A 26131-nucleotide genomic window follows, 5' to 3' on the forward strand; every position below is an offset into this window, starting at 1 on the left:
ATTTGGTCGGGCGCCCCGCGCGCCCATTGGGTTCATCCTTTACAGGTCGGTTTCATGTTTTGCAGGGGAATGGCCGCGCGCCTGGCGTGCGCGGCAGCGTGTCTGATTGCCGGATTGGCGCTTGCGCCGTCTCACGCCCAGACACTGACGATGCGGAGCGCGCTCTCGCGCGCGCTGGCCACGAGCCCGCGGCTGACCGCGGCGGAGCGCGATGTCGGCATCGCCACGGGCCAGCGCATCCAGGCAGGTGCGCTTCTCAATCCGGAACTGACCTACGAAAAGGACAATTCATTCGGGTCCGGCATCTATCGCGGCACGCGATCGGCCGAGACCACGCTCCAGATCAGCCAGGCCTTCGAGCTGTTCGGCAAGCGCGACGCGCGCATTGCAGCGGGTGTCGCCGGCATCGAGGTCGCCGCGATCCAGCGCAAGGCCGTCAGGCTGGAGGTGCTGTCGGAGACCGCGATCGCCTTCCTCAGCGTGCTCGGCGCACAGCGGCGCATCCAGATCCTCGACGAGCAGATCACCGCCATTGACCGGCTGACGCCGCTCTTGCGCCGCCGCGTCGAGGCCGGTGCCTCCTCGCCGGCCGAGACCGGCCGCGCGGAAGTGGCTTCCGCCCTGGTGAAGGCCGACCGCGAGCGCTTCAAGGCGACGCTGGCCAGCGCCCGGCGCGAGCTTGCGGTCCTGATGGGCGACGCCGCACCGAAATTCAGCGAGGTCTCCGGACGGCTCGACACCATGGGCCGGCCGCCGACATTCCAGTCGGTCGTCGCCGCGATCGATGCCAATCCGCAGCTGGTGCGCTGGACCGCGATCTATGCCCAGCGCAACGCCGAGCTGTTGCTGGCGCGGCTGCGGCCCTATCCCGACGTGCGGATCGCCGCCGGCTGGCGCCACTTCAACGAGACCAATGACGACGCTGCACGCCTCACCGTCTCGGTGCCGATCCCCGTGTTCGACCAGAACCAGGGCAATATCCTTTCGGCGCAGGAAAGCCTCGCCAAGACCAAGGCCGAGCGCGAGGCCAACCGCAACACGCTGATCGTGGTTGCAGGTCGCGCCTACGACTCGCTCCAGGGTTCGCTGCGCGAGCTCGCGCTGCTGCGCGAGAGCGCCATTCCCAAAGCCACCGAAGCCTCGGACGCCATCGCTCAAGGCTACGGCCAGGGCCGCTTCAGCCTGCTCGAAGTGCTCGATGCCCAGGCCAGCGTCACCCAGGCGCGGCTGCGCGAGCAGGAGGCGCTGCAGAATTTCCACGCGGGGGTGGCGACCATCGAAGGCCTCGTCGGCAATCCCTTCACGCTGGCGCGGGAGAGCGCACGATGAAGACGTCCTCCACCATCCTCGTCGCAATCGTTGCCAGCGCACTTGGCGCTTACGGCTATTCCCTGCTCAGTCCGTCCAGGGTCGAGCAGGCCGAACACGCCGCAGACAAGAAGCCGGAGAAGCCGAACGACCATGTCGAGCAGGACGAGCACGGCGCCGACCGGATCCGCATCTCCGACGTCAAGCTCGCAGCCGCGGGCGTGACGCTGGCGGAAGCCGGGAGCGTCACGCTGACCGACACGCTTGCCTTCAACGGCATCCTGCGCGCCAACCAGGAAGCCGTGGTGCAGGTGACGCCGCGCTTTCCCGGCGTCGCCAAATCGATCCAGAAGCGCATCGGCGATAGGGTCGGCAAGGACGATCTGCTCGCCGCGATCGAGAGCAACCAGAGCCTCACCGTCTACGAGCTCAAGGCGCCGCTTGCCGGCACCATCATCGAGCGGCAGATCTCGCTCGGCGAATACGCCTCCGAGCAGAAGCCCGCTTTCGTCGTCGCCGACCTCACCACCATCTGGGTCGATCTGTCCATCTACCGGCAGGATCTGCGGCGCGTCCGCCTCAACGACGAGGTGCTGATCGATCCCGACGACGGCCGCGGCGAGATCAAGGGCACCATCTCCTACATGGCCCCGATCGGCTCGAGCGAGACCCAGACCGCGCTGGCGCGCGTGGTGCTGGCAAATCCGGACGGACGCTTGCGTCCCGGCCTGTTCGTCACGGCACGGCTGATCCTCGCCGCGCGCGACGTCGCGGTCGCCGTGCGCAAAAGCGCGATCCAGACGCTGGAGAACAGGACCATCGTGTTCGTCCGCGAGGATGGCGACAAGATCGAGGCGCGCCCGGTGGAGCTTGGAGATTCCGATCCGCGCCATGTCGAGATCAGAGCCGGCCTTTCGGCCGGCGAGCATTACGTCGCGGAAAACAGCTTCGTCGTGAAGGCGGAGATGGGCAAGGGCGAGGCCGAGCATGATTGAGCGCCTCATCGCCGTCTCGCTGCAGCAGCGCTGGCTGGTCCTGCTGCTCGCGCTTGGCGCCGTCGCTTTCGGAGCCTGGAATTTCCAGCGCCTTCCGATCGACGCCGTTCCTGACATCACCAACGTCCAGGTCCAGATCAACACCCGCGCCCCCGGCTATTCGCCGCTGGAAACCGAGCAGCGCATCACCTTCCCTGTCGAGACCGCCATGGGCGGCCTGCCGAAACTCGACTACACCCGCTCGCTGTCGCTCTACGGCCTGAGCCAGGTGACCGTCGTCTTCAAGGACGGCACCGACATCTATTTTGCCCGCCAGCTCGTCGGCGAACGGATCAGCCAAGTGAAGGACCAGCTTCCGGCCGGCGTCGAGGTCGCGATGGGACCGGTCTCGACCGGCCTCGGCGAAATCTTCATGTACACGGTCGAGGCCAAGGCGGGCGCGAAGACCCAAGGCGGCCACGATTATTCGCTGACCGATTTGCGCACCGTGCAGGACTGGATCATCAAGCCGCAGCTTCGCAACGTGCCGGGGGTGATCGAGGTCAACACCATCGGCGGCTTCGAGCGGCAATTCCATGTGCTTCCCGATCCCGGCAAGCTGATGGCCTACCGGCTCGGCTTTCGCGACGTCATGACGGCGCTCGCCGCCAACAATACCAACGTCGGCGCCGGCTATATCGAGCGCAATGGCGAGCAATATCTGGTTCGCTCGCCGGGCCAGGTCGGCAATGTCGGCGAAATCAGGGACATCGTCATCGGCTCGCGCGGCGGCAATCCGGTCAGGATCAGGGATATCGCGATCGTCACCGAAGGCCGCGACCTGCGCACCGGAGCCGCGACGCGGGATGGCGAGGAAACCGTGCTCGGCACCGCCATGCTGTTGATCGGCGAGAACAGCCGCACCGTGGCGCGCCGTGTCGCGGCCCGGCTCGAGGAGATCGCCAAGTCGCTGCCCGACGGCGTCGTGACGCGGACCGTCTACGACCGCACTGATCTGGTCGAAGCCACCATCCGCACCGTCGAGAACAATTTGGTGGAGGGCGCGGCCCTGATCGTGGCCGTGCTGTTCCTGATCCTCGGCAACATTCGCGCCGCGCTCGTGGTGGCCTGCGTCATTCCGCTGTCCATGGCCATGACGGTCACCGGCATGGTCGAGACCAAGGTCAGTGCGAACCTGATGAGCCTGGGCGCGATCGATTTCGGCATCATCGTCGACGGCGCCGTGATCATCGTCGAGAATTGCCTGCGCATGCTGGCCGAGGCCCAGCGCGAGAAAGGCGGGCTGCTCACGATCTCCGAACGGCTGCGCGCGATCCGGCGGGGGTCGCGCGAGGTCATCAAGCCGAGCCTGTTCGGAACGCTGATCATCGCGGTGGTCTACCTGCCGGTGCTGACGCTGACCGGCGTCGAAGGCAAAATGTTCACGCCGATGGCGCTGACGGTGCTGATGGCGCTGGGTGCAGCGGTGCTGTTCTCCATCACCTTCGTGCCGGCGGCGGTCGCGATCTTCGTCACCGGCAAGGTATCGGAACACGAAAACCTGTTCATGCGGCTGGCGAAGCGCGCCTACCTCCCCCTGCTCCGGCTTGCGATCGACCATCGCCTCAGCGTCGCAATCATGGCCGCCATCATCGTGGTTGCAAGCTGCGTTGCGGCCGCGCGCATGGGCGGTGAGTTCATTCCGAGCCTGGACGAAGGCGACGTCGCGCTGGCTTCGATCCGGATTCCCGGCACCAGCCTGACACAGTCGCTGGACCTGCAAAAGGCGCTGGAAAAACGCATCAAGCAGATTCCGGAGGTGAAGGAGTTCTTCACCCGCATCGGCACAGCGGAGATCGCAACCGACCCGATGTCGCCGGCACAGACCGACGGCTACATTATGCTGAAGCCGCGCGCCGAATGGCCCGACCCGGGCAGGTCCAAGTCGGACGTGATCGAGGCCATCGACCGTGCCGCCGACGACATCCCCGGCAGCGCTTATGAAATCTCCCAGCCGATCCAGTTCCGTGTCAACGAGCTGATCTCCGGCGTCCGCAGCGATGTCGGCGTCAAGATCTTCGGCGACGACCTCGACATCCTGCAAGGCGCGGCGAAACAGGTGGAGGCCGCGATCCGCGGCATACGCGGCGCCAGCGACGTCAAGATTGAGCAGGTCTCGGGCCTGCCGATCCTCACCGTCCGTCTCGACCGCCAGGCGCTCGCCCGGTACGGGCTCAGCATCAGCGAGGTGCAGGGCATCGTCGAGATCGCGGTGGGTGGCAAGTCGGCCGGCAAGCTGTTCGAGGGCGACCGCCGCTTCGACATTGTCGTGCGCCTGCCGGAACATCTGCGCGGCAATCTCGAGGCCATCCGGGCGATCCCGATCCCGCTGCCGCCGGGTGAGGAAGCAACAATCGGTGCGCCGATCCGGACGGCACTGCCCGGCTCCCTCCTCGCCCAGATGCGCTATGTGCCGCTGTCGTCGGTTGCCACCGTCGATGCGACGCCCGGCCCGAACCAGATCAGCCGCGAGAACGGCAAGCGGCGCATCGTCGTCACCGCCAACGTCCGCGCACGCGATCTCGGCTCCTTCGTCACCGAAGCCGAGGCAGCGGTCGCGGAGAAGGTCAAGCTGCCGCCGGGCTACTGGATCGGCTGGGGCGGGCAGTTCGAGCAATTGGTCTCGGCGACCAAGCGGCTGACGCTGGTGGTGCCGGTGGCGCTGCTGCTGGTGTTCCTGCTGCTGTTCATGGGCATGGGATCGGCGGCGGATGCGGCGCTGGTGTTCTCCGGCGTGCCGCTGGCGCTGACCGGCGGAGTCATGGCGCTGCTGCTGCGCGGCATTCCCCTATCCATCAGCGCCGGTGTCGGCTTCATCGCGCTGTCGGGCGTGGCCGTGCTCAACGGGCTGGTGATCATCGCCTTCATCGAGCGGCTGCGCAGCGAGGGGCACCCCGTCGCCGACGCGGTGCGCGAGGGTGCGCTGACACGCCTACGTCCGGTGCTGATGACGGCGCTGGTGGCGTCCCTCGGCTTCGTGCCGATGGCCCTTGCCACCGGGGCCGGGGCCGAGGTGCAGCGGCCGCTTGCGACCGTGGTGATCGGCGGCATCATCTCCGCGACCGTGCTGACGCTGCTGGTGCTGCCGGCGCTCTACGTGCTGTTCCGCCGTGACGTGGCAAACGAAACGCCTACAATGGCGCCTGATTTGGCAGCGTCCGGGGAGCGGTAGAGGTGGGCAGCCACGACCATCACGGCCATCATCACCATGATCATAGCCACGGCCATGATCACGATCATGGTGGCCACGCGCATGTCCATGCCCCCGCCAGCTTCGGCAGGGCGTTTGCGATCGGCATCTCGCTCAACACCGCGCTGGTCGTGGCCGAGGCCGTCTACGGCTATATCGGCAACTCCACTGCCCTGCTTGCGGACGCCGGCCATAATCTTAGCGACGTGCTCGGCCTGGTCGTGGCCTGGTGCGCATCGATCGCGGCGCGGCGCGCGCCGAGCGGCCGCTTCACTTATGGCTTGCGCGCCTCCACCATCCTGGCGGCGCTGGCGAACGCGGTATTCCTCCTGGTCGCGACCGGCGCGATCGGCTGGGAAGCGTTTTTGCGCCTGCGCGAACCGGAGCCGGTCGCCGGCATCACCGTGATGGTCGTCGCCGGCATCGGCATCCTCATCAACGGTTTTACGGCCATGCTGTTCGCACGCGGACGCAAGGACGACATCAACATCGAAGGCGCCTATCTGCACATGGCGGCCGACGCCGCGGTCTCGCTTGGCGTCGTGGTCTCGGCGGCGCTGATCATCTGGACCGGCTGGCTCTGGCTCGATCCCGTCACCAGCCTCGTCATCTGCGCCACCATTCTCTGGAGCACCACCAGCCTGCTCCGTGGCTCCATCGACATGTCGATGGCAGCGGCTCCCAAAGGCACCGACATCGCCGCGATCAGGGTGTTCCTGCTGGCACGTCCCGGTGTGTCCGCGATCCACGATCTCCACGTCTGGCCGATCTCGACCACCGAGACGGCGCTGACCTGCCACCTCGTCATGCCCACCGGCGCTGGCGATGCATTCCTGATGGAGACGGCGCAAATGCTGAAGCGCTCCCACCGCATCGGCCACACCACCCTTCAGGTCGAGACCCATCCCGACAATGGCTGCGCTTTGGCGCCGGATGATGTGGTGTGAGGTAGTTGCGTGCGGGCTCCAATCTCCGGTGTCGTCCCGGACAAGCGCAGCGAAGCGGAGCGCTGATCCGGGACCCATAACCACAGGGAGTAGTTTAACGAAGGCTCGTGATTATCAGCCTCGTGCCGCACTTCTCCCTAGGGTTATGGGTCCCGGCCCCCGTGCGCAATTGCGCACTAGGCCCGGACGACACTGACTGTTTGGCGCGGGGACGCGTGAACAGCGACGCCTACGCCGCCTTCGCCGTCACGATCCAGATCGCGCCCTGGAGCGCCACGCTCTGACCCTTCAGGAACGGCGCGAGCATTTCGCGGATCGAGGCTTTTGCCGCGGCATACGTCTCCGGCGGATGGCCCTGCAGCGCGCGGCTGGCGGGGCCGATCTGGAGCGAGCCCTCGACCGCGGCATCGAGCCCGCCGCCGATCGCGACATCCATCGCGAGATTGTGCGGCTCCATCGCGACGTCGACGAAGCCCGCGCCTTTCAGGATGCGCGTCACGCGCTCTTCCGAGGCGAAGGCGAACGGGCCCGGCTCTTCAGGCCCGACCGGCGGCATCTTGGCCACGTGTTTGTAGACCGCCATCAGCGGCGCCATCATCCACGGATTTTCCTTCGGCTCGCGCCAGCAGGCAAATGCCAGTCGCCCCGTCGGCTTCAGCGCGCGGCGGAGGTTGGTGAAAGATGCGATCGGATCGGCGAAGAACATCACGCCGAACCGCGAGGCCAGCAGGTCAAAGCTCGCCGGCTCGAACGCATGCACCGTCGCATCCGCCAGCGCGAAATCCAGCGGCAGGCCTTTTGGCGCAAACGCGCGCGCCTGCGACAGCATCGGCTCGGAGACGTCGAGCCCGAGCGCGAAGCCATCAGGCGCGACAGCCTTCGCGAATGCGAACGTCGTCGCGCCGGAGCCGCAGCCGACATCGAGAACGCGCTCGCCCGGCTTCGGCCTGGCGCGGTCAATCAGCACATCGGCGATGGAGCCAAGCAGGCTCTCCTGCGCCGCATGGCGATCGGCCCAGCGCTGCCCGCTGGGGCCGTTCCAGTAAGCGATCTGGTCGGCGTTCTGCTCGTGTCCGCTTGGTTGTTGCATCAGGGCCTCTGTGTCTCGGTATTGCCCGCCTGCGCCTATCGGCTTCTGCGCGGCAGCCTTCGTTCGCTTCGCGCCAATAACGTGTGAGGCTGGCTCGCCGAGCCGAAGCTCGCGAAGCGAGCAAAGGCTGGTGGGCGGTGAGAGATTCGAACTCCCGACCCTCTCGGTGTAAACGAGATGCTCTAACCAGCTGAGCTAACCGCCCCTCGCCGCTTCTTTATCCCCACCTGCCCCGAACGGGCAAGCGCGGAACTGCACTTCCTCGGCCTCAATCCCCCGGCCGTCCCGGCAGCAGTGGCACCGCGTCGATCCACACCGCCGCCGACTGGCACCAGATCTGCCTGACGGGCCGCAATTTATCGCGCTGGCGGATGCTGCCCCAGCGGATGCCCCAATCGTCTTCCTGGTCGCCCTCGCCGCTCGTGAACAGCGGGGAACCGCACTCGGCGCAGAAGTGCTGGAAGCGCATCCGGCCGTTGTCGCCGCGCTTGCCGTAGATCCTGGGCGTGCCGGCGGTCAGCTTGACGTCGGCCTTGGTGCAGATCGCCGTCACCCGGAACGGCGACCCCGTTAGGGTCTGGCAGTCCCGGCAATGGCAGACCGACACCGTCTCCGGGTCGATCTCGGCTTCAAAGGTGATCTCGCCGCAATGGCATTGCCCGTCGATGTGCATCGTCGTCATCCGCTGCCCAAAACAAAATGCCCCACAACAAAAACGGCGCCCGAAGGCGCCGTTTTATCATCTTTTCGAGCTGCGATCTCAGTGAGCGGTCAGGCCGCCGGCGGCTTCGTCGCCGTCCGGCTTCACCGTCACCTTGGTGTCCTCTTCCCAGACGATCGGCACCGGCTTCTTGACCAGCGCCTTGGCGACGACATCGTCGAGGCGCGAGACCGGGATGATCTCCATGCCGCCCTTGATCGCATCGGAAATCTCCGTGAGATCCTTGGCGTTGTCCTCGGGGATCAGCACCGTCTTGATGCCGCCGCGGGCAGCAGCCAGCAGCTTCTCCTTCAGGCCGCCGATCGGCAGCACGCGGCCGCGCAGCGTGATCTCGCCGGTCATCGCGACATCGTGGCGGACCGGGATGCCGGTCATGACCGAGATGATCGCGGTGGCCATCGCCACGCCCGCCGACGGACCGTCCTTCGGCGTCGCGCCTTCCGGCACGTGCACGTGGATGTCGCGCCGGTCGAACAGCGGCGGCTCGATGCCGTAGACGATCGCGCGCGAGCGGACGTAGGACGCCGCCGCCGAGATCGATTCCTTCATGACGTCACGCAGATTGCCCGTGACCGTCATCTTGCCCTTGCCGGGCATCATGACGCCTTCGATCGTCAGCAGCTCGCCGCCGACATCGGTCCAGGCAAGGCCGGTGACGATACCGACCTGCGGCTCGCTCTCGATCTCGCCGAAGCGATACTTCGGCACGCCGAGCAACTCTTCCAGAGTCTTCTCGGTGACCTTGACCGACTTCTTCTTGGAGATCATCAGCTCCTTCACCGCCTTGCGGGCGAGTGTGGAGAGCTCACGCTCCAAATTGCGCACGCCCGCTTCGCGGGTGTAGCGGCGGATCAAAAGCAGCAGCGCGTCGTCGTCGATCGAGAACTCCTTGGAGTCCAGACCGTGCTTGGACACCGCGTTCGGGATCAGGTGCTTGCGCGCGATCTCGACCTTCTCGTTCTCGGTGTAGCCAGCGATCCGGATGATCTCCATGCGGTCCATCAGCGGTCCGGGAATATTGAGCGTATTCGCGGTCGTGATGAACATCACGTTGGACAGATCGTAGTCGACCTCGAGATAGTGGTCGTTGAAGGTCGCGTTCTGCTCGGGGTCGAGGACCTCGAGCAGCGCCGAGGACGGATCGCCGCGGAAATCGGCGCCCATCTTGTCGATCTCGTCCAGCAGGAACAGCGGATTCGACGACTTCGCCTTCCGCATCGACTGGATGATCTTGCCGGGCATCGAGCCGATATAGGTGCGGCGGTGACCGCGGATCTCGGCCTCGTCGCGCACGCCGCCGAGCGAGACGCGCACGAACTCACGCCCGGTCGCCTTCGCGATCGACTTGCCGAGCGAGGTCTTGCCGACACCGGGAGGGCCGACGAGGCACAGGATCGGGCCGGTCAGCTTGTTGGCGCGCGACTGCACGGCGAGATACTCGACGATGCGGTCCTTGACCTTCTCCAGCCCGTAGTGATCCGCATCCAGAACCGCCTGCGCGGCTTCCAGATCCTTCTTCACCTTGGACTTCTTGTTCCACGGGATCGACAGCAGCCAATCCAGATAGTTGCGCACGACGGTCGCTTCTGCGGACATCGGCGACATCTGGCGCAGCTTCTTCAATTCATGCTGCGCCTTCTCGCGCGCTTCCTTGGAGAGCTTGGTCTTGGAGATCTTCTCTTCGAGATCGGCGAGCTCGTCGCGACCGTCGTCGTCGCCGAGCTCCTTCTGGATCGCCTTCATCTGCTCGTTGAGATAGTACTCGCGCTGGGTCTTCTCCATCTGGCGCTTGACGCGCGAGCGGATGCGCTTCTCGACCTGGAGCACCGAGATCTCGCTCTCCATCAGGCCCAGCACCTTCTCCAGGCGCTGCGTGACCGACAGCGTCTCCAGGATGCCCTGGCGATCCGCGATCTTGACGGCGAGATGCGAGGCGACGGTGTCGGCGAGCTTGGCGAAATCGGTGATCGCCTGCACGACGCCGACGACCTCGGCCGAGATCTTCTTGTTGAGCTTCACATAGCTCTCGAAGTCGGACACGACCGAGCGCGCCATGGCCTCGGCCTCGACCGACTTCGCATCGGTGTCGGCGAGCGCAACCGCGGTCGCTTCGTAATAGTCGGCGCGATCGGTGTACTTCTGCACGCGCGCACGCTCGAGCCCTTCGACCAGCACCTTCACGGTGCCGTCGGGAAGCTTCAAGAGCTGAAGCACGCTGGCAAGCGTACCGGTCTCGTAAATGGAATCGGGTGCCGGATCATCGTCGGACGCGTTCTTCTGGGTCGCGAGCATGATCAGCGCGTCGTTCTTCATCACCTCTTCGAGCGCGCGGATCGACTTCTCGCGGCCGACGAAGAGCGGAACGATCATGTGCGGGAAGACGACGATGTCGCGCAGCGGCAGCACGGGATAGGCGTGCGTTTCGCCATGAACGATGGTTGGCCTGGGTTTTGGATTGGTCATGGCCTTTTCCTTTTGCTTTGCCCCCTTGCACGCAGCCCGCCATGCTCATGCGCAACCGCCACAAGGTGCCGAGGTGATCCGCTAAACCGGTCGGTCCTTTTGAGGTTGGACCGGCCTGCCGGATCGGAACTGAGGCGAATCTTGAAGAGAATTTTTGCTCGCCGCCGACATTAGGTGGCTATCGACTGGGGGGGTGTCAAGTCATTGAAAGACGCGCGCCATCAGGCGCTTACGCACGCGAATAAAGCGACGCAACACCGGCTGCGGAGATACCTTCCGCAGCCTTGCTTGAGGAGACGATTGGAGCGTTCCAGCGCCGAAATCAGGCGCTGGCGTTCTCGACGGCGCGATCGGACCGATCGGCGTAGATGTAGAGCGGACGCGCCGTTCCTTCCACGACTTCGCGGGAAATCACGACTTCTTCCACACCTTCGAGGCCCGGCAGGTCGAACATGGTCTCGAGCAGGATCGCCTCCAGGATCGAGCGCAGTCCGCGCGCACCGGTCTTGCGCTCGATCGCCCTGCGGGCAACCGCGCCAAGCGCCTCGTCGGCGAAGGTCAGCTCGATGTTCTCCATCTCGAACAGCCGCTGGTACTGCTTCACCAGCGCGTTCTTCGGCTCGACCAGGATCTTCTTGAGCGAAGCCTCGTCCAGATCCTCCAGCGTCGCCACGACGGGCAGACGGCCGACGAACTCAGGGATCAGGCCGTACTTCAGGAGATCCTCCGGCTCGACGTGACGGAAGATTTCGCCGGTACGGCGGTCTTCCGGCGCGAGCACCTGAGCGGCGAAACCGATCGAGGTCGACCGACCGCGTGCCGAGATGATCTTTTCGAGGCCCGAGAACGCACCACCGCAGATGAACAGGATGTTGGTGGTGTCCACCTGCAGGAATTCCTGCTGCGGATGCTTGCGGCCGCCCTGCGGCGGGACCGAAGCCACCGTGCCTTCCATGATCTTGAGCAATGCCTGCTGCACGCCCTCACCCGACACGTCGCGCGTGATCGAGGGATTGTCGGACTTGCGGCTGATCTTGTCGATTTCGTCGATATAGACGATGCCGCGCTGGGCACGCTCGACATTGTAGTCGGCGGCCTGGAGCAGCTTCAGGATGATGTTCTCGACGTCCTCGCCGACATAGCCGGCTTCGGTCAGCGTCGTCGCATCCGCCATCGTGAACGGAACGTCCAGGATGCGGGCGAGCGTCTGCGCGAGCAGCGTCTTGCCCGAGCCGGTCGGACCGATCAGCAGGATGTTCGACTTCGCAAGCTCAACGTCGTTGTGCTTGGTCTGGTGGTTGAGGCGCTTGTAGTGATTGTGCACCGCGACCGAGAGGACCTTCTTCGCATGGTTCTGGCCGATCACGTAATCGTCCAGCACCTTGCAGATTTCCTTCGGCGTCGGAATCCCGTCGCGCGACTTCACCAGCGAGGATTTGTTCTCCTCGCGAATGATGTCCATGCAGAGCTCGACGCACTCGTCGCAAATGAAGACCGTGGGACCCGCGATCAGTTTGCGAACTTCGTGCTGGCTCTTGCCACAGAACGAGCAATACAGCGTGTTCTTGGAGTCGCTCGTGCCGACCTTACTCATTCATGTCTCCGTCCGCGGTTCGATCCCGTCCGCTCGATCGCCCTATTCCGGCACGACAGCCGGTACAGTCCTTCAAATAGAGCAAATTCCGTACCAAAAAAGACCCTACGCGTTGCATGCCGTGCGAATCACGGTCACTCGATTCTCCGCGATCATAGCCGATCAGTCGTAGCGAACCATGCTGTCACCCGACTATCAAGAATTCGCTAATCGGGGGGCGCCGGCTACCCGTGACAATACCGTGATTTCCGGTCTTGGCACGGGCGAAGTGATCGAAATCACCCCGGCGTTGCTGGATTGCCACGAAAAACAAGCACGAAAGCGGAACTTTCTGCCTGTCGCAGGGCGCAAAACCGCGTTTTGCGACGCGCGCACGTGTCCTTAACGTGAACGCTCCCTGATGATGCCGGCGATCCCACAGGGATTGCCGGCACAGTAGTGCTACGGAGTCTTCGGCGCGGCGGTTTCCTCGGCGCGCTTGTCGATGACCTTGTCGACCAGGCCGAACTCCTTGGCGTCGCTCGCGGTCAGGAACTTGTCGCGTTCCAGCGCGTCCTCGATCGCCTTGTAGGTCTGGCCGGTGTGCTTCACGTAGATCTCGTTGAGCCGCTTCTTCAGGTTCAGGATTTCCTGGGCGTGCAGCATGATGTCGGTGGCCTGGCCCTGGAAGCCGCCGGAGGGCTGATGCACCATGATGCGCGCGTTCGGCAGCGAGAAGCGCATGTCCTTCTCGCCGGCGCAGAGCAGCAGCGAGCCCATCGAGGCAGCCTGGCCCGTGCACAGTGTCGAGACCGGCGGACGAATGAACTGCATGGTGTCGTAGATCGCAAGGCCCGACGTCACCACGCCGCCCGGCGAGTTGATGTACATCGAGATTTCCTTCTTCGGATTTTCCGCCTCAAGGAACAACAGCTGCGCGACGATGAGCGTCGACATGCCGTCCTCGACCGGCCCGGTCAGGAAGATGATGCGCTCTTTCAGAAGGCGCGAGAAAATGTCGTAGGCGCGCTCGCCACGGTTGGTCTGCTCGACCACCATGGGCACGAGGTTCATGTAGGTTTCAACCGGATCGCGCATGAGTCACCTAGGTTTTGAAGAGGCGGACATCGCCAGGCCCGGCTGCCAGTCGGAGCTGGATCTGCCGGAAGGCCGATGGACGTCCCGTGATGCAGGAACTTGATAGTAGAAGAGCTTGGTAGAAGCAGAAGGCGTAGCGACAGATATAGCCCAATTCGCGCCTGACAAGTGCGGAGCGAATTAAGGCTTAATCCGTGAGGCAGTTGAAGCTGATTCGTACAAAGAGGCCCAGCCGGCCAACTGGCTAGCTCGACCTCTTCGCTGATCATCCTTAATGCAAGGCTATCCCAAAGGCTCTCCTAAAGGCTCTTCGGGAGCCCTCAGGCGGCGGTCTTTTCCGTCTCGTCGTCCTTGTAGAGATCGTCGCGCGAGACCTTCTTCTCGGTCACCTTGGCAAGCTCGAGGATGAAGTCGACGACCTTGTCCTCATAGATCGGTGCACGAAGCTGGGCCAACGCTTGGGCGTTGCTGCGGTAATAGTCCCAGACCTCCTTCTCGCGGCCCGGCATCGAGCGCGCCCGCTCGATCACGGCGCGGCCGACCTCGTCGTCGGTCACGGAGATCTTGTTCTTCTCGCCGATCTCGGAGAGCACGAGGCCGAGCCGCACGCGGCGGTCGGCGATCTTGCGGTACTCTTCCTTGGCGGCGTCTTCAGTGGTGTCTTCGTCGGCGAAGGTCTTGCCGGCGGAGTCCATCTCGGCCTTCACCGAGTTCCACATCAGATTGAACTCCTCGTCGACCAGCGAGGGCGGGGCTTCGAAGCGATGGGCCTCGTCGAGGCGGTCGAGCAGCGCGCGCTTGACGCGCTGGCGCGTCGCGGTCGCGAACTCGGCGACCAGCCGCTCGCGCGCCGCTTCCTTCAGCTTGTCCAGCGATTCGAGGCCGAGCGTCTTGGCGAACTCGTCGTCGATCGCGAGATCCTGCGGCGCCTCGATCAGCGTCGCGGTGGTCTCGAACTCGGCTGGTTGGCCGGCGAGCTTTTCGTTCATGTAGTTCTTGGGGAACGCCACCTTCAGCGTGCGGGTCTCGCCCGCGCCGATGCCGGTGAGCTGCTCTTCGAAGCCGGGGATGAAGGTGTTGGATCCGATCACCACCTGGATGCCCTCGCCGGCGCCGCCCTCGAAGGCTTCGCCGTTGATGGTGCCCTTGAAGGCGACGGTGACGCGATCACCCGACTCGGCCTTGGCGCCCTCGTCCTTCGCGGCATACCCGCGGTTCGAATCGGCGATGCGCTTGATCGCCTCGTCGACGTCGGCGTCGGTGACTTCGGCGACGGGCTTCTCGACCTCGAAGGTCTTGAAGTCGGCGAGCGCGATCGACGGCACCACCTCGATCGCAACGGTGTAGGTCAGATCGGTTTTGCCGTTGAGCAGCTCCTCGACCTCGGCCTGCTCGGTGGGCATGGTGATCTTCGGTTCGGTCGCAAGGCGGAAGCCGCGCTCGGAGAACAGCTGCGTGTTGGTGTCGCGGATGGTCTGGTCGATGGTCTCGGCCATCACCGAGCGGCCATAGACCTTCTTGAGGTGCGTGACCGGCACCTTGCCGGGACGGAAGCCGTTGATGCGAACCTTGTCCTTGAGATCGACGAGCTTGGCACCGGCCTTGGCGTCGAGATCAGACGCGGGAACGCTGATCTTGAACTCGCGCTTCAAACCTTCCGAGAGGGTTTCTGTGACCTGCATGGTGTCCAATCTTCTTTTCGTTCGGTCCCGGCGCGCATGCGTCGGGACGCTGTCATTAATCGATCCGGCGCGAGGCGAACGCCTCAACGCCGGTGGTTCATCGGACCGGCTTCCGGCGGACAAACATCCGCGCGGGAGCAGATCGCGTAATCCGTGCAAACGCTGAAAGCGCTTGGTGCGGGCGGAGGGACTCGAACCCCCACAACTTTCGTCACTGGAACCTAAATCCAGCGCGTCTACCAGTTCCGCCACGCCCGCGTAAATTTGCATCAAGACCGGCCGCGATGCCGCGGGCGGCGGGCTTATAGCATGTGCCCGCCTGTTCGCAGCAAAAAAATGGCCCGATAGAGGCAGGCTTCACCTAGGCACGACGGCTGGACTTATCCAGCACGGCGTGGTCCGGATCGGCCATGAAAACTCGGATCTTCGACCCGACGAGGCGCGAGATTTTGGCCGGACTTGGCGCCGGACTTGGCGCCGGACTTGGCGCCTCTGCGGCCGGGCTGATGGCGGGCGGCGCAGTCCCGGCCATGACCGCCCAGCTCGCCCTTCAGGCAAGGCCGGCGACGCTGGCTCTGAGGCCGGGGCAGCCGGCTACACCCATCTGGGAGCTGGCCGCCGTAAGCCACCTCGGGGATGTCCGTCTCAAACGTGGCGACCGCTGCGAGGTGGTCTTCCGCAACGGCCTGCCTGTACCGCTTGCACCAGTCTGGTACGGCCTCAACGGCCCGGCCGCCGCCGACCCGCTTCGGGGACGCGCCCCGACGGCCCCGGAAGCGACGGAAACATCAATCGTTTCAGTGCCAAACGCGGGAACCCTGCTGGCCGACTTCCGGCTGTTCGAGGACGGCCTGAAGCAGCCCGCCCGCCCGCTTCCGATCATCGCCACCGAGACCAACGCGGTCGCCGCCGATCGCGACGTGGTGCTCTTGATCGAGGAATGGCGGCTGCGGCCGGATGGGACCGCGCTTACCCCAGGCCGGGACCCGAAGGACACATCCCCGCTCTTTACAATCAACGGAACGACTTCATTCGAACTCTCAGCTTCGACGAATGAGCGGCTGCGGTTGCGCTTTATCAACGGCTCGCAACGTTCTGTTCTGGCGATCAAATTGGAAGGTCACGAGGTCCAGGTGCTGGCCCTGGACGGACAGCCGGCCGAGCCGTTTCCGGCTCGCAACGGCGCGCTGGTGCTGGCTCCCGGCGCACGCGCCGACGCCTTCGTGGATGCGGCCACGTCGGCCCCATTCCTGCTGCATGACGGCAAGGAGGCGCGCCAGGTCGGCCGCCTGACCGTCTCCGGCAAGCTTGAGCGGCGCGCGCCGCTGTCGCCGCCGCAGCCGCTCCCTCCGAATGACCTGCCCGACCGGCTCGATCTGAGGGGCGCCCTGCGATTTGATGTCGCGCTCGGGGCGGCCGACGCCGGGTGGGTACGGCCCGCAAATTTCTCGACGTCCTCCGCCCCCGCCTTTCGCACCAAGGCTGGCCGCACCGTCGTGTTGGCCCTCAAGAACCCCGCACCCGTCGCCACCGTCTTCCATCTCCACGGCCACCATTTCCGGCTGCTCGACAAGCTCGACGACGGCTGGAAGCCCTATTGGCTCGACACGCTCGCGATCGAACCCGGCCAGACCCAGCGCATCGCGTTCGCTGCGGCCTCCCCCGGGCGGTGGCTGATCGAATCCGTCGTAACCGATTGGGCCGCGCCGCGGTTGGTGCGCTGGTACGGGGTGGAGTGAGCTATCGGCCTGGACGCATCCAAAGATAGCAAGCGTCCGGTTCTTTCTCCTCGTTTCGGGTCCCGTTGGTCTGCTCGATCAACGTAAACCCGCGCGCTTCATAGAAGCGCCTTGCGCGCGTATTGCGCTGAAAGGTCCAGAGCTCCAGCCGTTCGCTGGCTTGCTTGGCGACGTCAAGGAGTTCGGTGCCAGTCCCCCGCCCTTGAACAGCAGGAAGCACGTAAAGCTGCTCGATCAAGCCGTCACGGAAAGCGATGATCCCGCTCAGTACATCGGCATCGAAGCGTCCCCACACGCGGCACCTGGCGAACACACGCTCGGGGTAGAACCAGCGATCCTCGTCCGGCGTATGCAGCCCAGCGAGCCTGGGCATCGCATGGTCGAATGCGGCCCGGTGAACCTGCGCCGCCGCGCCCATATCGGTGAGCGCGAGCTGCCTGAGCATTAGTACTCGATCCCCAGCGCATGATAGATTCGTCGGTGCACGGCGGGCAGCGTCTCGGTGAGATCCTCCGCGATCAGGCCCGGCCCCGCCTCGCTCGCCGCTTCGCCATGCATCCACACGGCGATGCTGGCGGCTTCAAACGCCGGGACGCCTTGCGCGAGGAGGCCTGCGATGATGCCGGCGAGCACGTCGCCGGCACCCGCGGTGGCGAGCCAGGGCGGTGCGTTGGCGGCGATGGTGGCGCGGCCGTCGGGCGCGGCAATCGTGGTGTCCGCGCCCTTCAGCAGCACGACCGCGCCTGAGCGCTCGGCGGCGGCGCGCACGCGCTCGATCTTCGAGCGCCCCGGATGTTTATTGCTGAGGTCGGAGAACAGCCGCGGGAACTCGCCCTCGTGCGGCGTCAGCACCACCGCCTTGTCCTGCGACATCTTGATCGATTCGAACAGGCGCTCGGGATTGGCGGCAAAGCTCGTCAGCGCATCCGCGTCGAGCACCAGGCGCCGCTGCGCATTAAGCGCCGTGTGGACGAGATCGCAGGTGCGCTCGCCGACGCCCGCGCCGGGGCCGATGATGCAGGTGTTGTAACGCTTGTCGCCGAGCAGCTCGCCGAACTCGATGGCGGTATCGACGGGGCGAACCATCACCGCGGTGAGCGCAGCCGCGTTGATCGCGAGCGCATCACGCGGTGTGGCCAGAGTCACCAGGCCCGCGCCGGCGCGCAGCGCCCCGCGCGCGGCGAGCCGCGCCGCACCGGTCGCGGCCGCATCGCCCGAGACCGCCAGCACATGGCCCCGCGCGTATTTATGGCCGTCGATGCGCGGCACCGGAAAGGCGGCGCCCCAGAAGTCCGGATCGTTCTCGAATATCTTCGGCGCGATCTCGTCCAGCACCTGTGCCTCGATACCGATGTCGGCGACACGGACGTGGCCGCAATGCATGCGCCCCGGCAGCAGCAGATGCGCCGGCTTCTTGCGGAAGAAGGTGACGGTCTCGGTGGCGTTGACCGCCACGCCCAGCATGGCCGCGCTGGTGCCGTTGATGCCGCTCGGCAGGTCGACCGCGAGCACCGGCGCACCGTTGGCGTTGATCGCCTCGATCATCTCACGCGCCTCGCCCTCGACCGGACGGCTGAGGCCCGCGCCGAACAGCGCATCGACGATCAGCGCCGGCCGCCCGATCGCCTGCGGGTTGAACGGGAGCACCGGGTGTTTCCAGCCCCGCGCGGCCGAGGCCGCATCGCCCTGGAGCTGGTCGCGCTCGCACATCAGGATCACCGAGACCTCGCGGCCTTGCGCGGCGAGCTCGGCGGCTGCGACAAAACCGTCCCCGCCATTGTTGCCGGGGCCGGCCACGATCAGGATCGGCCCCTGCTCCACCAGCGCGTTGGCGGCCTCGGCGACCGCCTGGCCGGCACTGAGCATCAGCTTGAAGCCGGGGGTGCCTGCCGCAATGCTGAGCTGGTCGGCACGCTGCATTTCGGCGTTGGTCAGAACTTCCATGCCACTTCCCTGTCCAAAAGCCTTCTCAACAGGCACGTTCCGCGCCGGCCCATGCAACGGAACAACGATCTGCACAGATATTGAACCGTTTGCCTATTTCGTAGTCTGCGGTATTTTGTGCGGGTCGGCGTCACCTATCAGAGCTGCACGTTAAAAGGCTGATAACGCTCCAATAATCAGGGCATTTGCAACTTGGCATAGACCCTGCTTTCGCGGAAGTCGCTTCGGTTCGTCGTGCTCACTGGCATTTATCAGGGTGTGGCCGGCCGTTGTTGCCGGACTGGTCAGGGATCCCGGCATAGCGAAGACAAGATCGTGCGTCATGAAAAGCGCATCCTGACGAAGACGTTGCTATTTGTTCGAAAGGCCGGGAGGCGCGCAGTGAAGAAAATCGAAGCCATCATCAAGCCATTCAAGCTCGACGAGGTGAAGGAAGCGCTTCAGGAAGTCGGCCTTCAGGGCATCACCGTCACCGAAGCCAAGGGCTTCGGCCGGCAGAAGGGTCACGCCGAGCTGTACCGCGGCGCAGAATACATCGTCGACTTCCTGCCCAAGGTGAAGATCGAGATCGTGATCGGCGACGATCTGGTCGAGCGCGCCATCGACGCAATCCGCCGCGCCGCGCAAACCGGGCGCATCGGCGACGGCAAGATCTTCGTCTCCAACATCGAAGAGGCGATCCGCATCCGAACCGGCGAATCCGGGCTGGACGCTATCTGAGCCGGGTGCTATCCCGCATTTTGCGACATTCTGACAAGAAATAGGCTGCTTCGGCGGCCTCATTTTGTTTGTGCCTCGCGCGCCTCAAGAAGCGTGAACACGGTCGCTCGAAGTTTGGAAACCGACCCGCAGAGCCAAAAGGGGTATGCATGAAGACCGCCAAAGACGTCCTGAAATCGATCAAGGACAACGACGTCAAATACGTCGACCTGCGCTTCACCGATCCGCGCGGCAAGTGGCAGCACGTCACCTTCGACATCAGCATGATCGATGAGGACATTTTCGCCGAAGGCACGATGTTCGACGGCTCCTCGATCGCCGGCTGGAAGGCGATCAACGAGTCCGACATGTGCCTGATGCCCGATCCGGTGACCGCGACGATCGATCCGTTCTTCGCCGAGACCACCATGGTCATCACCTGCGACGTGCTCGAGCCGACCACCGGCGAGCCCTACAACCGCGATCCCCGCGGCATCGCCAAGAAGGCCGAGGCGATGGTGAAGTCGATGGGCGTTGGCGACACCGTGTTCGTCGGCCCCGAAGCCGAGTTCTTCGTGTTCGACGACGTGCGCTTCTCCGCCAATCCCTACAGCACCGGCTTCCGCCTCGACTCCTCGGAGCTGCCGACCAACTCCGACACCGAATACGAGGGCGGCAATCTCGGCCATCGTGTCCGTACCAAGGGCGGCTACTTCCCGGTGCCGCCGCAGGATTCCGTGCAGGACATGCGCTCGGAGATGCTCGGCGCCATGGCCAAGATGGGCGTCAAGGTCGAGAAGCATCATCACGAAGTCGCCTCCGCCCAGCACGAGCTCGGCATGAAGTTCGACACGCTGACCTTGATGGCCGACCACATGCAGATCTACAAATACTGCATCCACCAGGTCGCGCACATCTACGGCAAGACCGCCACCTTCATGCCGAAGCCGGTCTTCGGCGACAATGGCTCGGGCATGCACGTGCACCAGTCGATCTGGAAGGACGGCAAGCCGGTGTTCGCCGGCAACAAATACGCCGACCTGTCGGAGACCTGCCTCCACTACATCGGCGGCATCATCAAGCACGCCAAGGCGATCAACGCCTTCACCAACCCGTCGACCAACTCCTACAAGCGTCTGGTTCCGGGCTATGAGGCCCCCGTGCTGCTCGCCTATTCCGCGCGCAACCGCTCGGCCTCCTGCCGCATCCCCTACACCGCTTCGCCGAAGGCCAAGCGCGTCGAGGTGCGTTTCCCCGATCCGCTCGCCAATCCCTATCTCGGCTTCGCCGCGATGCTGATGGCCGGCCTCGACGGCATCAAGAACAAGATCGATCCGGGTCCGGCGATGGACAAGGACCTCTACGATCTGCCGAAGGAAGAGCTGAAGCAGATCCCGACCGTGTGCGGCAGCTTGCGCGAGGCGCTCGAAAACCTGGACAAGGACCGCGGCTTCCTGAAAAACGGCGGCGTGTTCGACGACGACTTCATCGACGCTTACATCGAGCTGAAGATGACCGAAGTCGCCCGCTTCGAAATGACCCCGCACCCGGTCGAGTTCGAAATGTACTATTCGGGCTAAGCGGCCGGAACGACTACGATGCACGAAAGGCGCCCCACGGGGCGCCTTTTTTGTGGTCATCAAGTTTCGTTCTGCGTCTGACTCCACCTCGTTCTCAAGGAACGAATCGGAATCGAGAAAACCGGCGCGCACCATTTCTTGATAGCTGGTTTATTCCGCCCGAGAGATCGAGGTCGCCTCCACGCCGTCACCCGACAGCGACTGGATTTGCTTCGCTGCGCTCACAATGACGATGGTTATAGGCCTCGGCGCGCCCTGCAGCTACGCCGCCGCGCGCTGCTTCGCAACCATGGCCTGACCGAACGCCTCGAACAGCTTGCGGTTGATCGGATTGTGCTGCGGATCGTACTCGGCGTGCCATTGCACGCCGAGCGCAAAGGCCTTGGCTTCCGCGATGCGGATCGCCTCGATGGTGCCGTCCTCGGCAATGCCCTCGATCAGCACGCGCTTGCCGGGATCGAGAATGCCCTGGCCGTGCAGCGAATTGACCCTGATCTTGTTACAGCCGAGCAATTCTGCGAACGCGCCGCCCGGCGTCAGATCGACATCATGACGATCGGCGAACACCACTGTCGGGTCGGGGTGGATCTCACCGTTCTCGAGCCTCGGCATGCGATGGTTCATGCGGCCCGGGATCTCGCGGATCTCGGGATGCAGCGAGCCGCCGAAGGCGACGTTCATCTCCTGGAGGCCCCGGCAGATGCCGAACAGCGGGATACCGCGGGCAACGCAGGCGACCGAGAGCGCCAGCGCCACCTCGTCGCGGTGGATGTCGTAGGGCTCGTGCGCCTCACACGGATCGACGTTGAAACGGGTCGGGTGCACGTTGGCGCGGGCGCCGGTGAGCACGATGCCATCGACGGTATCGAGCAGCGCGCCGATATCGGTGATGTCGGGCGAGCCCGCGAACATCACCGGCAGGCCGCCGGACACCTCGGCCACCGCGCGCAGATTGCGCTCGCCGACCATCTGGACCTGAAATCGACTTTCAACGCGATGGGCGTTCCCGATCACGCCGACGACCGGCTTTCTCATCTCCCGTTCAGACCTCTCCCGTAAGAAGATTCCCTAAACATGCCCCTGGGATGGAACAAATTCAACAGAAGGGTACGCGGGACGGCAATGCTATTTTCGCGCAAATGCCTCCCGGGGCTCGATCGCGCCGCCGAGGGGCAGGCCGGCGGCCTTCAGCGCGGTCGCCGCCGCGTCGCCCGGCGCGGCCAGCCAGGGCAGTTTCGCCTCGATTCCGCGCGTCACGGACTCCCCGAGCACGCCACCGAAATCAATCGGCCAAAGCCCGTTGGGCACGATTTCGGCGGTAAGGCCACGGAGTGCATAGCCGTCGCCCAGGACCGCCTCCGCATGGTCGCCGGTGACAAGCCGCGCGGTTGCAGGGTCGAGGGGATCGCCAAAGCTCACGAGCACGGGCATTAGATCCCCCTGCACCGCGACGACGCCGGTCTGCCGGTTGAGCTCGTTGAACGAGACGCGGTTGCCGCGCGCGGCGCCATAAGCGCGGAGCGCGACATAGTTGATGTCGTCGAGATCGAGCTTCGCGCCCTGCTGATGCGCGAGCAATGCCACCACATTCTTTCCCCGGCCGAGGTCGACGAACACAGCCTCGCCGCGCATCGTGGTGCGGCCGCCCCGGCTATAGCCGCGATCGGGCACGACGGACAGAATGCCCGAGCCGGTCTTGATCCCGTCAGGCGTCGTCACCTCGACCGTGAGGCGATATTTGTGACCGGGCCGGTTGATCCGGATCTGGTCGCCTATCACGAGCACGGCGAGAAGGCCGAGCAGACCGGCCCACTTGCTGATGAAACTCAAGCGCCCTCACCTGTTCTTTCCTCATCGCTCTGCACCGTTCACGCACCAGCGTCAAACCAGCGCGTTGACGCGGTCTTGATCCGGATCGCGTTTGTCGAAAGAGTGCGGTGCGCACCGCGCTGAAAAGGACCCGATGTGACCATTCCCGCAGATGAACGACCCCGGACCCGCACCGATCTGGCCTGGTCGATCTCGGTCGGGGGCATCGGAATCGTGCTGTTCACGGCAATGCTGGTCTTTACCTGGTATTTTGCCGCGACCCTGCTCCTGATCTTCACCGGAATGCTGCTCGGCGTCGGCCTCAACGCGCTGATCAACGCGCTTGGTCGCCGCGTGCACCTGCCCCACGCGGTCCGGCTCGCCATCGTCTGTGCCGCGCTGGCCGTGATGCTTGCGGGCGTTGCCTATCTCGGCGGCGCCACCATCGCCGAGCAGGCCTCGCTGCTGAGCAAGACGATCAAGTCGCAGATCACCAACGTCCGGTCCTTCCTCGAAAACCATGGGATCGACACCAGCTTCTTCGATCTCGGCAACGCCGCACCCGCTGCCTCCACCGATGTGACGCCGGCGCCGGCCCCGAACTCGGGCTCGCACGGCGGATTGCCGGGCGCTGGCGCGCTGGCCTCGAGCGGTGGGGCGATCGTGAGCCAGACCTTCAAGCTGCTGCTCGGCACCATCAGCGCGGTCGGCAACATCTTCATCGTGCTGTTCCTGGGGCTCGCCTTCGCCGCCCAGCCCGGCGTCTATCATGACGGCCTGTTGTTTCTCGCGCCGGCCAGGCATCGTACTCGCGTAGCCCTGATCATCGACCGAATCGGCGAGACGCTGGAGCGCTGGCTGATCGCGCAGATCGTCGTGATGCTTGCGGTCGGCGTGGTGACCTGGATCGGACTCGTCCTCATCGGCATTCCCGGCTCGTTCATCCTGGGGATCCAGGCGGGCCTGCTCGCCTTCATCCCGACCGTCGGCGCCATCATCGCCGGCGTCGTGGTCGTGCTGGCGAGCCTCGCCTCGGGATGGATTCCGGCGCTGTCGGCCTTTCTCCTCTTCATGGGCGTGCACGCCATGGAGAGCTATGTGCTGACGCCGATCCTCCAGCGGCAGGCACTGGACATTCCGCCGGCCACGCTGTTCGCGTTCCAGATCCTGCTCGGCGTCGTGTTCGGAATCTGGGGCCTGGCGCTGGCGCTACCACTGGTCGCCATCGCCAAAGTCATGATCGACCACTTCAAGACGTATGAAGCACCGCCTCTGGCTGAGGCGGCCTGAGCCGCCTCAGGTGGTGAGCACCGTTTCGGTGTGCTCGACCTCGGGGGGTGCCGCAAAATACTGGCCGACAAGGCCGCGCCACTCGGTGAAATTCTCGGAGCCGCGAAAATCGACGGTGTGGTTCTCCAGCGTTTCCCACTTCACCATCAGGCGATAACGCTGCGGCTTCTCGATCGACTTGTGCAGCTCGAAACCATGAAACCCCTTGGAGCGGCCGAAAGCGGCCTTGGCCTTGGCGACGGCGGCCTCAAAATCCTTCTCGCTGCCCGGCTTGACGTCGATTTGCGCGATCTCGGTGATCATCTGTTTCCACCCATTTTTGTTCGATGGGCGTGTCTACCGCAGCCCGCGACAAAGAAAAAGGCGCCGAAACGGCGCCCTGCCCGGTCCAGACATGCAGATCACTCAGGCGAGCAGCAGAACGGTGCCAGCCACCGTCAGCGCACAACCGGCGAACAGGGCGAGCGGCCAGTAGCTGCGGCCTTGCGTGTAACGCCCCTGGGCGCGGCGCTCGGTGATCAGCGCGCTCTCGTATTCGTCCGCGGTCGAGAACAGGCAGGCGAAGCCGCCGCGTGCCGAAGTCGCAGCGGCTTCGAGCGACATCAAGGCGGCCTGCGGATTCTGTCGACGGATCGATTCCATGTCCGCAATGGTAGGGATCGAATGGTAAACAGGGGCTTACCGCGAGGCCTCCTTAGCCTAAGCGGTCGCCGGTTGTGTCTTGGATTGCGTGTTGGGCATGCCGATCCGCGCCGCGCTCTGGCGGCGCCAGTTCTCCAGCGACAGTGGCAGCTCCTCCGCCGCCTCGACGCGGTTTCGGCCGCCGCGCTTGGCCTGGTAGAGCGCGGTGTCGGCCGAAGCCAGCAGCACTTCGAGCTCGGTGCCGGCCGGACCGCCGGCCACGCCGATGCTGACGGTGGTGTCGACCGGGCCCTCGTCGACGACGATGCCGGAGGTCTCGAAGGCCTCGCGCACGCGCTCGGCGACCAGCACGCCCTCCTCCAGCGAACACGGCAGGAGCGCTGCGAACTCCTCGCCGCCGATGCGACCGGACATGTCGCTGATGCGCAGATTGCTGACGACGACGGTCGAGAACAATTTCAGCATCTCGTCGCCGGCGGGATGGCCGAAGCGGTCGTTGATCGACTTGAAATGGTCGATGTCGAAGATCATCACGGTCACGGGACGGCCGGCCTTGGCCTCGCGCTCGATCACGCGTCCGCAGGCTTCCGAGAAGCCGCGGCGGTTGAGCATTCCAGTCAGCGGATCGGTGGAGGCGGCGGTCCGGTGCGCGGTGACGGTGCGCTCGGACACCAGCATGAAGATCACGAACACGGTGCCGACGGCATAAAGCACGAGTTCGACCGCGAACACGGTGACCCAGATGCTGTTGGCAAAACCTGCATCGTGCGGGCGCAGGAAGCTGCCGAGCAGGATCGGCAGCATCAACACGCAGCCGTGCATCACCGGGACCACGAAGGCCGGCCAGCGCCGCTGCAGGCTCTTGCGCCGCTCGACCCAGAGCTCGCTCGCGGTCAGCGCCGCGTAGATCGAGACGATGCCGGCGCCAACGATCATGCGCAGCATGGACGCGGAGGGATCGAGCAGCGTGGCGGCAGCGGCCCAGGCAAGCGCGCCGATCAGGAGACCCGGCCAGTTCGGCTTGCGACCATGAAAGACGCGCGCCGCGTTCCACACCATGCCGCAGGCGACGAAGCCGACCGCGTTCAGCGCAAGGTAAAGATGCGGCCCCAGTCTGTCGCCGGCCGCCGTCCAGAGCGCCACCGATGCAGCGCCGAGCAGATACGCGGTGCCCCACCATTTCAGCGCAGCGCTATTCTCCTGCCTTCCGAAAAACACCATCATGGCGCCGAGCAGTGCGGCAACCATGGTGGCGACCAAATAGAGCGTGATGCTATCGAGCGACATCATGTCGGCCCCCTTCTAGACATAGCAGTTACGCG

The 26131-nt window shown here is 64.8% G+C and carries 21 protein-coding genes and 2 tRNA genes; 8 read left to right on the forward strand and 15 right to left on the reverse strand.

Annotation, left to right across the window (positions count from 1 at the left end; genetic code table 11):
- The first annotated feature begins 54 nt into the window (after nucleotides 1-54).
- The 4 genes from ihpA to AC0L3S_RS11830 are packed head-to-tail and all read left to right on the forward strand — an operon-like array spanning nucleotide 55 to nucleotide 6479.
- The gene (gene ihpA / locus AC0L3S_RS11815; RefSeq protein ID WP_473279182.1) at nucleotides 55-1329 is read left to right on the forward strand and encodes a divalent metal ion exporter subunit IhpA; all 1275 of its coding nucleotides are present in this window, start codon (nucleotides 55-57) and stop codon (nucleotides 1327-1329) included.
- A complete protein-coding gene (gene ihpB / locus AC0L3S_RS11820; protein WP_473279183.1) occupies nucleotides 1326-2303 on the forward strand; it encodes a divalent metal ion exporter adaptor subunit IhpB in 978 nt (325 codons plus the stop codon). Before ihpA ends, ihpB begins: the two co-directional genes overlap by 4 nt.
- Nucleotides 2296-5514 (forward strand): efflux RND transporter permease subunit, encoded by a 3219-nt coding sequence (locus AC0L3S_RS11825; protein ID WP_473279184.1) that lies wholly within the window; start codon nucleotides 2296-2298, stop codon nucleotides 5512-5514. Before ihpB ends, AC0L3S_RS11825 begins: the two co-directional genes overlap by 8 nt.
- A gap of 2 nt (nucleotides 5515-5516) precedes the next feature.
- Nucleotides 5517-6479: a cation diffusion facilitator family transporter gene (locus AC0L3S_RS11830; RefSeq protein WP_473279185.1), complete on the forward strand. Its 963-nt coding sequence runs from the start codon at nucleotides 5517-5519 to the stop codon at nucleotides 6477-6479.
- Between the two features lie 229 nt (nucleotides 6480-6708).
- Here the strand turns inward: AC0L3S_RS11830 and AC0L3S_RS11835 are convergent, their stop codons facing one another.
- The 8 genes from AC0L3S_RS11835 to AC0L3S_RS11870 all read right to left on the reverse strand — a co-directional run bounded on the left by AC0L3S_RS11835 (nucleotide 6709) and on the right by AC0L3S_RS11870 (nucleotide 15364).
- Nucleotides 6709-7569 (reverse strand): class I SAM-dependent methyltransferase, encoded by an 861-nt coding sequence (locus AC0L3S_RS11835; protein WP_473279186.1) that lies wholly within the window; start codon nucleotides 7567-7569, stop codon nucleotides 6709-6711.
- Between the two features lie 128 nt (nucleotides 7570-7697).
- Nucleotides 7698-7774, reverse strand: a tRNA-Val gene (locus AC0L3S_RS11840).
- A 63-nt stretch (nucleotides 7775-7837) separates the two neighbouring features.
- Entirely contained in the window at nucleotides 7838-8242 is a 405-nt protein-coding gene (locus AC0L3S_RS11845) for a GFA family protein (RefSeq protein WP_473259829.1), read from the reverse strand.
- Nucleotides 8243-8329: 87 nt separating this feature from the next.
- A complete protein-coding gene (lon, locus tag AC0L3S_RS11850; protein WP_473279188.1) occupies nucleotides 8330-10753 on the reverse strand; it encodes an endopeptidase La in 2424 nt (807 codons plus the stop codon).
- Between the two features lie 322 nt (nucleotides 10754-11075).
- On the reverse strand, nucleotides 11076-12347 hold the full coding sequence (clpX, locus tag AC0L3S_RS11855; RefSeq protein WP_007603503.1) for an ATP-dependent Clp protease ATP-binding subunit ClpX: 1272 nt from the start codon (nucleotides 12345-12347) through the stop codon (nucleotides 11076-11078).
- A gap of 441 nt (nucleotides 12348-12788) precedes the next feature.
- Nucleotides 12789-13424, reverse strand: a complete 636-nt coding sequence (locus tag AC0L3S_RS11860) for an ATP-dependent Clp protease proteolytic subunit (RefSeq protein WP_473259823.1) — start codon at nucleotides 13422-13424, stop codon at nucleotides 12789-12791.
- A gap of 320 nt (nucleotides 13425-13744) precedes the next feature.
- Nucleotides 13745-15106 (reverse strand): trigger factor, encoded by a 1362-nt coding sequence (gene tig, locus AC0L3S_RS11865; RefSeq protein WP_473279189.1) that lies wholly within the window; start codon nucleotides 15104-15106, stop codon nucleotides 13745-13747.
- 173 nt (nucleotides 15107-15279) lie between these two features.
- Nucleotides 15280-15364, reverse strand: a tRNA-Leu gene (locus AC0L3S_RS11870).
- Between the two features lie 152 nt (nucleotides 15365-15516).
- Between AC0L3S_RS11870 and AC0L3S_RS11875 the strand changes: the two genes are divergently transcribed.
- The gene (locus tag AC0L3S_RS11875) at nucleotides 15517-16845 is read left to right on the forward strand and encodes a multicopper oxidase family protein (RefSeq protein ID WP_473279190.1); all 1329 of its coding nucleotides are present in this window, start codon (nucleotides 15517-15519) and stop codon (nucleotides 16843-16845) included.
- Nucleotide 16846: 1 nt separating this feature from the next.
- Here AC0L3S_RS11875 and AC0L3S_RS11880 read toward each other — a convergent pair whose 3' ends face one another.
- Nucleotides 16847-17290 (reverse strand): GNAT family N-acetyltransferase, encoded by a 444-nt coding sequence (locus AC0L3S_RS11880; RefSeq protein WP_473279191.1) that lies wholly within the window; start codon nucleotides 17288-17290, stop codon nucleotides 16847-16849.
- Nucleotides 17290-18789, reverse strand: coding sequence for an NAD(P)H-hydrate dehydratase (locus tag AC0L3S_RS11885; protein ID WP_473279193.1), 1500 nt, complete (start codon nucleotides 18787-18789; stop codon nucleotides 17290-17292). The genes AC0L3S_RS11880 and AC0L3S_RS11885 overlap by 1 nt, the downstream gene beginning before the upstream one ends.
- A gap of 381 nt (nucleotides 18790-19170) precedes the next feature.
- On the opposite strand from AC0L3S_RS11885, the gene AC0L3S_RS11890 reads away from it, so the two are divergent.
- Nucleotides 19171-19509 carry a P-II family nitrogen regulator gene (locus AC0L3S_RS11890; protein ID WP_007603495.1) on the forward strand — a complete coding sequence of 113 codons (339 nt, stop codon included), beginning with the start codon at nucleotides 19171-19173 and terminating at the stop codon, nucleotides 19507-19509.
- 149 nt (nucleotides 19510-19658) lie between these two features.
- Entirely contained in the window at nucleotides 19659-21068 is a 1410-nt protein-coding gene (gene glnA / locus AC0L3S_RS11895; RefSeq protein WP_007603494.1) for a type I glutamate--ammonia ligase, read from the forward strand.
- A gap of 261 nt (nucleotides 21069-21329) precedes the next feature.
- Here glnA and AC0L3S_RS11900 read toward each other — a convergent pair whose 3' ends face one another.
- Together AC0L3S_RS11900 and AC0L3S_RS11905 are read right to left on the reverse strand one after the other, a co-directional pair.
- Nucleotides 21330-22103 carry a gamma-glutamyl-gamma-aminobutyrate hydrolase family protein gene (locus AC0L3S_RS11900; RefSeq protein WP_473279194.1) on the reverse strand — a complete coding sequence of 258 codons (774 nt, stop codon included), beginning with the start codon at nucleotides 22101-22103 and terminating at the stop codon, nucleotides 21330-21332.
- 90 nt (nucleotides 22104-22193) lie between these two features.
- Nucleotides 22194-22898, reverse strand: a complete 705-nt coding sequence (locus tag AC0L3S_RS11905; protein WP_473247961.1) for a hypothetical protein — start codon at nucleotides 22896-22898, stop codon at nucleotides 22194-22196.
- A 135-nt stretch (nucleotides 22899-23033) separates the two neighbouring features.
- On the opposite strand from AC0L3S_RS11905, the gene AC0L3S_RS11910 reads away from it, so the two are divergent.
- On the forward strand, nucleotides 23034-24167 hold the full coding sequence (locus tag AC0L3S_RS11910) for an AI-2E family transporter (protein WP_473279195.1): 1134 nt from the start codon (nucleotides 23034-23036) through the stop codon (nucleotides 24165-24167).
- 6 nt (nucleotides 24168-24173) lie between these two features.
- On the opposite strand, the gene AC0L3S_RS11915 is transcribed toward AC0L3S_RS11910, so the two are convergent.
- From AC0L3S_RS11915 to AC0L3S_RS11925, 3 genes are all read right to left on the reverse strand, one after another.
- Nucleotides 24174-24470 carry an antibiotic biosynthesis monooxygenase family protein gene (locus AC0L3S_RS11915; RefSeq protein WP_027518288.1) on the reverse strand — a complete coding sequence of 99 codons (297 nt, stop codon included), beginning with the start codon at nucleotides 24468-24470 and terminating at the stop codon, nucleotides 24174-24176.
- 102 nt (nucleotides 24471-24572) lie between these two features.
- On the reverse strand, nucleotides 24573-24809 hold the full coding sequence (locus AC0L3S_RS11920; protein WP_473279196.1) for a hypothetical protein: 237 nt from the start codon (nucleotides 24807-24809) through the stop codon (nucleotides 24573-24575).
- A gap of 57 nt (nucleotides 24810-24866) precedes the next feature.
- On the reverse strand, nucleotides 24867-26099 hold the full coding sequence (locus AC0L3S_RS11925; RefSeq protein WP_473279197.1) for a GGDEF domain-containing protein: 1233 nt from the start codon (nucleotides 26097-26099) through the stop codon (nucleotides 24867-24869).
- Nucleotides 26100-26131: the final 32 nt, after the last annotated feature.

It is taken from the genome of Bradyrhizobium sp. Ken01, assembly GCF_055807355.1.

Coding starts and splice junctions, on each gene's coding strand:
- AC0L3S_RS11925 (WP_473279197.1), bottom strand. CDS start 26,099: ATGATGTCGCTCGATAGCATCACGCTCTATTTGGTCGCCACCATGGTT.
- ihpA (WP_473279182.1), top strand. CDS start 55: ATGTTTTGCAGGGGAATGGCCGCGCGCCTGGCGTGCGCGGCAGCGTGT.
- AC0L3S_RS11885 (WP_473279193.1), bottom strand. CDS start 18,789: ATGGAAGTTCTGACCAACGCCGAAATGCAGCGTGCCGACCAGCTCAGC.
- AC0L3S_RS11920 (WP_473279196.1), bottom strand. CDS start 24,809: ATGGAATCGATCCGTCGACAGAATCCGCAGGCCGCCTTGATGTCGCTC.
- AC0L3S_RS11900 (WP_473279194.1), bottom strand. CDS start 22,103: ATGAGAAAGCCGGTCGTCGGCGTGATCGGGAACGCCCATCGCGTTGAA.
- AC0L3S_RS11860 (WP_473259823.1), bottom strand. CDS start 13,424: ATGCGCGATCCGGTTGAAACCTACATGAACCTCGTGCCCATGGTGGTC.
- AC0L3S_RS11845 (WP_473259829.1), bottom strand. CDS start 8,242: ATGCACATCGACGGGCAATGCCATTGCGGCGAGATCACCTTTGAAGCC.
- lon (WP_473279188.1), bottom strand. CDS start 10,753: ATGACCAATCCAAAACCCAGGCCAACCATCGTTCATGGCGAAACGCAC.
- ihpB (WP_473279183.1), top strand. CDS start 1,326: ATGAAGACGTCCTCCACCATCCTCGTCGCAATCGTTGCCAGCGCACTT.
- clpX (WP_007603503.1), bottom strand. CDS start 12,347: ATGAGTAAGGTCGGCACGAGCGACTCCAAGAACACGCTGTATTGCTCG.
- AC0L3S_RS11875 (WP_473279190.1), top strand. CDS start 15,517: ATGAAAACTCGGATCTTCGACCCGACGAGGCGCGAGATTTTGGCCGGA.
- tig (WP_473279189.1), bottom strand. CDS start 15,106: ATGCAGGTCACAGAAACCCTCTCGGAAGGTTTGAAGCGCGAGTTCAAG.
- AC0L3S_RS11825 (WP_473279184.1), top strand. CDS start 2,296: ATGATTGAGCGCCTCATCGCCGTCTCGCTGCAGCAGCGCTGGCTGGTC.
- AC0L3S_RS11915 (WP_027518288.1), bottom strand. CDS start 24,470: ATGATCACCGAGATCGCGCAAATCGACGTCAAGCCGGGCAGCGAGAAG.
- AC0L3S_RS11880 (WP_473279191.1), bottom strand. CDS start 17,290: ATGCTCAGGCAGCTCGCGCTCACCGATATGGGCGCGGCGGCGCAGGTT.
- glnA (WP_007603494.1), top strand. CDS start 19,659: ATGAAGACCGCCAAAGACGTCCTGAAATCGATCAAGGACAACGACGTC.
- AC0L3S_RS11835 (WP_473279186.1), bottom strand. CDS start 7,569: ATGCAACAACCAAGCGGACACGAGCAGAACGCCGACCAGATCGCTTAC.